We start from the raw sequence: 6,071 nt of genomic DNA on the forward strand, positions 1-6,071 counted from the left end.
CTGCGTGGGTGCGTTGTGGGGGCGCCGGGGTGCCGCAGGCCCCCGGGACGGGGTCCCGGGGGCCTGCTGTGGTGGTGCTACGGAGATCAGGCCTCCGTGGACTCCTCGGAGCCCTCGGCGTCGGCGACGACGGACTCGGCGATCTCGTCCTCGTCGTCCTCGAGGTCGACGACCTCACCGTTGGTGTCCTTGACCGTGGCGGCCTCGACGACGACCGCGAGGGCCTTGCCGCGGGCGACCTCGCCGACCAGCATCGGGACCTGGCCGCCCTCGACGACGGCCTGGGCGAACTGGTCGGGGGACATGCCGGAGGAAGCGGCGCGACGCATGAGGTGCTCGGTGAGCTCCTCCTGGTTGACGTTCAGCTTCTCCTTGTTGACGAGCTCGTCGAGGACGAACTGCGTCTTGATGCCCTTGACGGCCTGCTCGCGCGTCTCGGCGTCGAACTCCTCGACCGACTTGCCCTGGATCTCGAGGTACTTCTCGAGGTCGAGGCCCATCTGGCCGAGCTGGTGGTGCTCGAGGTTGTGCTTGCGGGTCTGGACCTCGTCCTCGAGCAGCTTCTCGGGGACCGGGACCTCGACCAGCTCGAGCAGCTTCTCGAGGACGCGCTCCTGGGCCTGGGTGGCCTGGTCGTACTGCTTCATGTTCTCGAGGCGCTTGCGGCTGTCGGCCTTCAGCTCGTCGAGGGTGTCGAACTCCGAGGCGAGCTGGGCGAAGTCGTCGTCCAGGGCCGGGAGCTCACGGGCGGCGACCTGGGTGACCTTGACGGTGACCTCGGCCTCCTTGCCCTCGGCGGAGCCGCCCTTGAGCTCGGAGGTGAAGGTGGCCTCGCCACCGGCCTCCAGGCCCTTCACGGCGTCGTCGATGCCGTCCAGCAGCTCGCCCGAGCCGATGGTGTAGGAGACGCCGGAGGCGACCCCGTCCTCGAGGACCTCGCCCTCGACCTTGGCCTCGAGGTCGATCGTCACGACGTCGCCGTCCTCGGCGGCACGCTCGACCGGCGAGGTGGAGGCGAAGCGCTCACGGAGCTGCTCGACCGACTTGTCGACGTCCTCGTCGGTGACCTCGACCGCGTCGACCTCGACCTCGATGCCGGAGTAGTCCGGGATCTCGATGGTCGGGCGGACGTCGACCTCGGCGGTGAAGTTCAGCGTCTCGCCGTCCTTCAGCTCCGTGATGTCGACCTCGGGCTGGCCCAGGACGTTGAGCTCCGCCTCGTTGACCGCTTCGGTGTAGAACTTCGGAAGCGCGTCGTTGACGGCCTCTTCCAGGACCGCACCGCGGCCGAAGCGCTGGTCGATGACGCGGGCCGGGATCTTGCCCTTGCGGAAGCCCTTCACCGTGACCTGCTGGTTGATCTTCTTGTACGCCGCGTCGAGGCTGTCCTTGAGCTCCTCGAAGGGCACCTCGATGCTGAGCCGAACCCGGGTCGGGTTCAGGGTCTCCACGGCGCTCTTCACGGTTCGGTCTCCTTGGGGGCTGACTTCTGGGTTCCTGCCCGGTCTAAGAGACACGGTCTGAGAGACACACGGGCACGCAGCTTGCATAGTAACGGCAAGCAGGAGTCGACCCACAACGCGATCTTGGGGAGCCCCGCGGAGTCGACGACGAGCGTCGGGGCCGCCGGTTGGGCGGCCGTCCGGAACGCTGGTCGGGGTGGCGGGATTTGAACCCACGGCCTTCCGCTCCCAAAGCGGACGCGCTACCAAGCTGCGCCACACCCCGTCGGTGCGACACGTAGGGTACATGCCCGCAGGCAGTGCTACTCCCCCCTTTGCAGGGGGTGGGACGCAGGGTGTGGACGGGACGGCCGGCGCGGGTCGGATACGGGTGTGCGGTCCGGCCCGGGGACCCGCTACGATGCCTGCGTACCGCGGTCACCGCGATCTGGTGTCCTGCGTGCGGGCGTAGCTCAATGGTAGAGCCCTAGTCTTCCAAACTAGCTACGCGGGTTCGATTCCCGTCGCCCGCTCTCTTCCAAGGCCTCCGGCCCGGATCCACCCCAGGTGGACCGGGCCGGGGGCTTTTTCGCTCCCGGCGTCCGGCCGCTCAGAATTTGATCGCGGCGATGCTCGACGCGACGGAGTTGAGGAAGTTGTTGATCGCGGGCGCCATTCCGGTCGAGGCCAGGAAGAAGCCGAAGAGGACCGCCACTATGGCGGGCCCCGCCTTGATCGAACCACCGCGCATCAGCACGACGAGGACGATCGCCAACAACAGCACCACTGACAGCGAAATGGCCACACTGATCACACCCTAGGTCGGTCCGCTCTCCCGGCCCGGGGGGTACAGCCCCACACCCCCCGCCAGAACCATCGTGCCACCAACGCGGGCTCCGTATGCGGCCGGTGACGCATCGTCGGCCACGCGCGCGTGAGGGCGCGGGGCGCGGACACCCCCGGGGCGCACGAGCAGCGCACGTGGGCGGGGTGGTCGGCGCGCCGGGCGCGGGGGTGCGGGCGCCGGTGAAATCGGCTTGATCGTTTCCATGGGGCACATGCGGCGCACACATGCCCCTCGCACGCCCGCCGCAGGTCCACCCAGGTCTCGCGCGCCATTTCCTCACTTTCCCCTCGGCGTGAACACACCCACACGCGAGGCGTGGCCGCAGGGAAAATAAAGAGAATCCTCAGAATTCGACGGCCGGGAACAGTCGCGCGATCACCGCCCGTTATCCCCGCGATGATCACGCGGGGACGACTGTGATGAATGCGACAACTCGCCAGGGTGGTAACGACTGTTATGCACCGTTTAAGTGGGATGAAAAGCGGGATACCGGACAGGTCGGCAATAAGTCCATGACGGATCCATGGCTGACACACCCATCCTGAGTTCCGTGAATCCCGAGCGCGCCCGAGGGAAAAGCGGGAATGACGTCGAGAGTTTTACGAAATCGCACAGGCGCCACTAGGGTGCCTCAGATGTTCCGCACTGCGCACGGGTCGCACCGCAGTCAGCCGCTGCCTCCGGCCGCACCGACCGTGGACGCGACGCCCTCCCCCCGAGCCCCGCACGATCCGCGCCCCGCACCCGCCTCCCCGGCGGCCCCCGCCCCCAAACAGCGGGACGCGTTCTTCGACAACGCGAAGTACCTGGCGATCGTGTTCGTCGCGATGGGCCACTCCTGGGAGCCCCTGACCGACGGCAGCCGCGCCGCCGAGGCGCTCTACATGGTCGTCTACACGTTCCACATGCCGGCGTTCATCATCGTGTCCGGCTACTTCTCGCGCAGTTTCGACATGCGGCCCGACCGGCTGCGGCGACTGATCACCGGCGTCGCCGTGCCGTACGTGATCTTCGAGATCGCCTACACCTTCTTCAAGCGGTACGCGGACGACGATCCGTCGCAGCCGATCAGCCTGCTCGACCCCTGGTACCTGACCTGGTTCCTGGTCGCGCTGTTCGTGTGGCGGCTCACGACACCGCTGTGGAAGGTCATCCGCTGGCCGGTCCCGGTCGCGCTGGGCATCGCGATGCTGGCCTCGATCTCGCCCGACATCGGCGACGACCTGGACCTCCAGCGCGTGCTGCAGTTCCTGCCCTTCTTCGTGCTCGGCCTGTTCCTCAAGCCGGAGCACTTCCAGCTGGTGCGGCGACGCGAGGTGCGGATCATCGCGGTGCCAATCTTCCTGGCCGCGATCACGCTCGCGTACTGGGCCGGGCCGCGCATGACGTCCGCCTGGTTCTACCACCGCGACAGCGCGCAGGAGCTGGGGGCGCCGTGGTGGGCCGGGGTCGTGATGACGCTCGCCCTGTTCGGCTGCTCGATGGTCCTGACCGCGTGCTTCTTCGCGTGGGTGCCGGGGCGGAAGATGTGGTTCACCGTGCTGGGCGCGGGCACGCTGTACGGCTACCTGCTGCACGGCTTCCTGGCGAAGGGCTCCCGGTTCTGGGGCTGGTTCGACGCGGAGTGGATCCACAAGCCGCTCGGGGAGATCGCCGTCACGGTGATCGCGGGGACGGTCGTCACGCTGCTGTGCACGCCGCCCGTGCAGCGGGCCTTCCGGTTCGCGATGGAGCCGAAGATGGAGTGGGCGTTCAAGAAGGACGCGGCGGAGCTGGCCCGCTCGCGCCGCTGAGCCGCGGCCGCTGCGTTCCGGTCGCCGGCGTTCAGAGCCCGAGAAGGGCGCGCATGTTCGCGTACTTGGCGGTCAGCCGGGTGCGGGTCGGCTCGTCCAGCACGGCGAGGCGGGCCGGGTCGGCGTTGTGCGCCAGGTCCGCCTCCTTGACGAGGCGGGCGCCCGGGGTGTCGAGGATGCGACGGGCATAGGTCTGCGGAGATTCGTCCGCGCGCTTGGTGAGCGCGCGGACGATTTCTTTTGTGGTGTCCGTGAGCGGGGCGGAGTCCAGCCAGTCGGAGCTCAGGGCGTCGTCCTCGAGGGCGTCGTGGAGCCAGGCGGCGGCGATCTGGTCCGGGGTGCCGCCGCGCCGCTCGACTCCCCCGGCCACGGCCGCGAGGTGCTCCGCGTAGGGGCGGCCGGCCTTGTCCGTCTGGGCCGCGTGGGCCTGCCGGGCCAGGGTCTCGATCTCTGCCAGGGTCAGCGTCCGCATGGAGCGAGCCTAGGGCCTGTCCGACAGCCGTCCCGCACACGGCCCCACGACCCCGAAAAGTCGTTTGGTAAGCTAAGTATTGACGCTTTCTTGACGATCCCTTGACCAAAGTTCGGGATCACCTTCTCGACCAAGGAGGAACGGGCCCATCGGACACGCAGACACCTTGATCGCCATGGGCGGCGCCTTTCTCGCCGCCGCCGTCCTCGCCCGCCTCGGCGGACGCATCGGACTCCCCACCATCCCGCTGTTCATCCTGGCCGGGATCCTGCTCGGCCCGCACACGCCGGGCGTCGTCCTGCTCTCGGACCCGCACGACCTGGAGATGCTCTCCGCGCTCGGCCTGGTCCTGCTGCTCTTCTACCTCGGCCTCGAGTTCCACGTGGACGACCTGCGCGAGGGCGGCCGCAAGATGGCCCTCGCGGGCGGGGCGTACCTCGCGCTGAACGTCGGCGCCGGCCTCGGTTTCGGATTCGCCCTCGGCTGGGGGACCTCCGAGGCCCTGGTCCTCGCCGGGGTGCTCGGCATCTCCTCGTCCGCCATCGTCACCAAGGTGCTCGTCGACACCGGGCGCCTCGGCAACCCGGAGACCAAGCCGATCCTCGGCATCATCGTGGTCGAGGACATCTTCCTCGCGCTGTACCTCGCGGCGCTCCAGCCGATCCTGTCGGGCGCCGACTCACTGTCCGCCGCCGTGCTCGACGGCGGGAAGGCCTTCGGGTTCCTGCTGCTGCTCGCGCTCGCGGCGCGGTTCGGGACGCGGATCGTGGGGCGGCTCTTCGCCGTCAAGGACGACGAGCTCCTGGTCATCTCCTTCCTCGGCGCTGCCGTGTTCGTGGCCGGAGTGTCCGAGTGGTTCGGGGTCGCCGACGCGATCGGTGCGTTCATGGTCGGCCTGATGCTGGGCTCGACCGCGTCCGGGGACCGGATCCGGACGCTGGTGCATCCGCTGCGGGACGCGTTCGGCGCGATCTTCTTCTTCGCGTTCGGGCTGTCGATCGATCCCGGGGACCTGCCGAGTGTGCTGTGGCCCGTGCTGATCGCTGTCGCTCTGACGCTGGTGATGAACGTGCTGGCGGGGATGGGGGCGGCCCGGGTGTACGGGTTCGGGCCTCAGGCCGCGGCGAACGTCTCCACGACGCTGCTCGCCCGGGGGGAGTTCGCGCTGATCCTCGCGACGATGGCGGCGGGGGCGGGGCTCGATGCGCGGCTCTCTCCGTTCATCGCCGGGTATGTGCTGGTGCTCGCCGTGCTCGGGCCCATGGCGGCGGGGCGGTCCGCTTGGCTGGGGCGGGTCATGCCGGTGCGGTGCCCTTCTGTGCGGGATGAGGGGCGGGTCGGCGCCGGGGTGTAGGTCGCCCACTCGCCGTGGCTGCACTGGTTCGTCGGCGGGTGCGGGCCGGTGGGGCTTCTCGCGCAGTTCCCCGCGCCCCTGGAAGGCTGCGGCTTCGCCGCGCCTTCCCCCGACAAAGGCACCCCGCACCTTGATCGGGGAAATGCGCCCGAAGGGCATGCAT

Annotated in this window: 5 protein-coding genes and 2 tRNA genes; 3 read left to right on the plus strand and 4 right to left on the minus strand. The window is 69.0% G+C overall.

Annotated elements, in window-relative coordinates:
* Positions 1 to 86 precede the first annotated feature (86 nt).
* Both tig and ACFW9D_RS37635 read right to left on the minus strand, forming a co-directional pair.
* Positions 87 to 1,463 carry a trigger factor gene (gene tig / locus ACFW9D_RS37630; RefSeq protein ID WP_188338945.1) on the minus strand — a complete coding sequence of 459 codons (1,377 nt, stop codon included), beginning with the start codon at positions 1,461 to 1,463 and terminating at the stop codon, positions 87 to 89.
* Positions 1,464 to 1,651: 188 nt separating this feature from the next.
* Positions 1,652 to 1,728: transfer RNA gene (locus ACFW9D_RS37635), tRNA-Pro, on the minus strand.
* A gap of 176 nt (positions 1,729 to 1,904) precedes the next feature.
* Between ACFW9D_RS37635 and ACFW9D_RS37640 the strand changes: the two genes are divergently transcribed.
* Positions 1,905 to 1,975, plus strand: a tRNA-Gly gene (locus ACFW9D_RS37640).
* A 77-nt stretch (positions 1,976 to 2,052) separates the two neighbouring features.
* Here the strand turns inward: ACFW9D_RS37640 and ACFW9D_RS37645 are convergent.
* A complete protein-coding gene (locus ACFW9D_RS37645; protein WP_188338944.1) occupies positions 2,053 to 2,247 on the minus strand; it encodes a hypothetical protein in 195 nt (64 codons plus the stop codon).
* Between the two features lie 677 nt (positions 2,248 to 2,924).
* Between ACFW9D_RS37645 and ACFW9D_RS37650 the strand changes: the two genes are divergently transcribed.
* Positions 2,925 to 4,082 carry an acyltransferase family protein gene (locus ACFW9D_RS37650; protein ID WP_384629923.1) on the plus strand — a complete coding sequence of 386 codons (1,158 nt, stop codon included), beginning with the start codon at positions 2,925 to 2,927 and terminating at the stop codon, positions 4,080 to 4,082.
* 31 nt (positions 4,083 to 4,113) lie between these two features.
* Here the strand turns inward: ACFW9D_RS37650 and ACFW9D_RS37655 are convergent, their stop codons facing one another.
* Positions 4,114 to 4,554, minus strand: coding sequence for an HD domain-containing protein (locus ACFW9D_RS37655; RefSeq protein ID WP_384629925.1), 441 nt, complete (start codon positions 4,552 to 4,554; stop codon positions 4,114 to 4,116).
* A 175-nt stretch (positions 4,555 to 4,729) separates the two neighbouring features.
* On the opposite strand from ACFW9D_RS37655, the gene ACFW9D_RS37660 reads away from it, so the two are divergent.
* The gene (locus ACFW9D_RS37660) at positions 4,730 to 5,908 is read left to right on the plus strand and encodes a cation:proton antiporter (protein ID WP_384629927.1); all 1,179 of its coding nucleotides are present in this window, start codon (positions 4,730 to 4,732) and stop codon (positions 5,906 to 5,908) included.
* The last annotated feature ends 163 nt before the right edge of the window (positions 5,909 to 6,071 follow it).

Source organism: Streptomyces sp. NPDC059524 (genome assembly GCF_042749255.1).
GTDB classification, from domain to species: Bacteria; Actinomycetota; Actinomycetes; order Streptomycetales; family Streptomycetaceae; genus Streptomyces; species Streptomyces xanthii.

Coding starts and splice junctions, on each gene's coding strand:
- ACFW9D_RS37650 (WP_384629923.1), top strand. CDS start 2,925: ATGTTCCGCACTGCGCACGGGTCGCACCGCAGTCAGCCGCTGCCTCCG.
- ACFW9D_RS37655 (WP_384629925.1), bottom strand. CDS start 4,554: ATGCGGACGCTGACCCTGGCAGAGATCGAGACCCTGGCCCGGCAGGCC.
- ACFW9D_RS37660 (WP_384629927.1), top strand. CDS start 4,730: ATGGGCGGCGCCTTTCTCGCCGCCGCCGTCCTCGCCCGCCTCGGCGGA.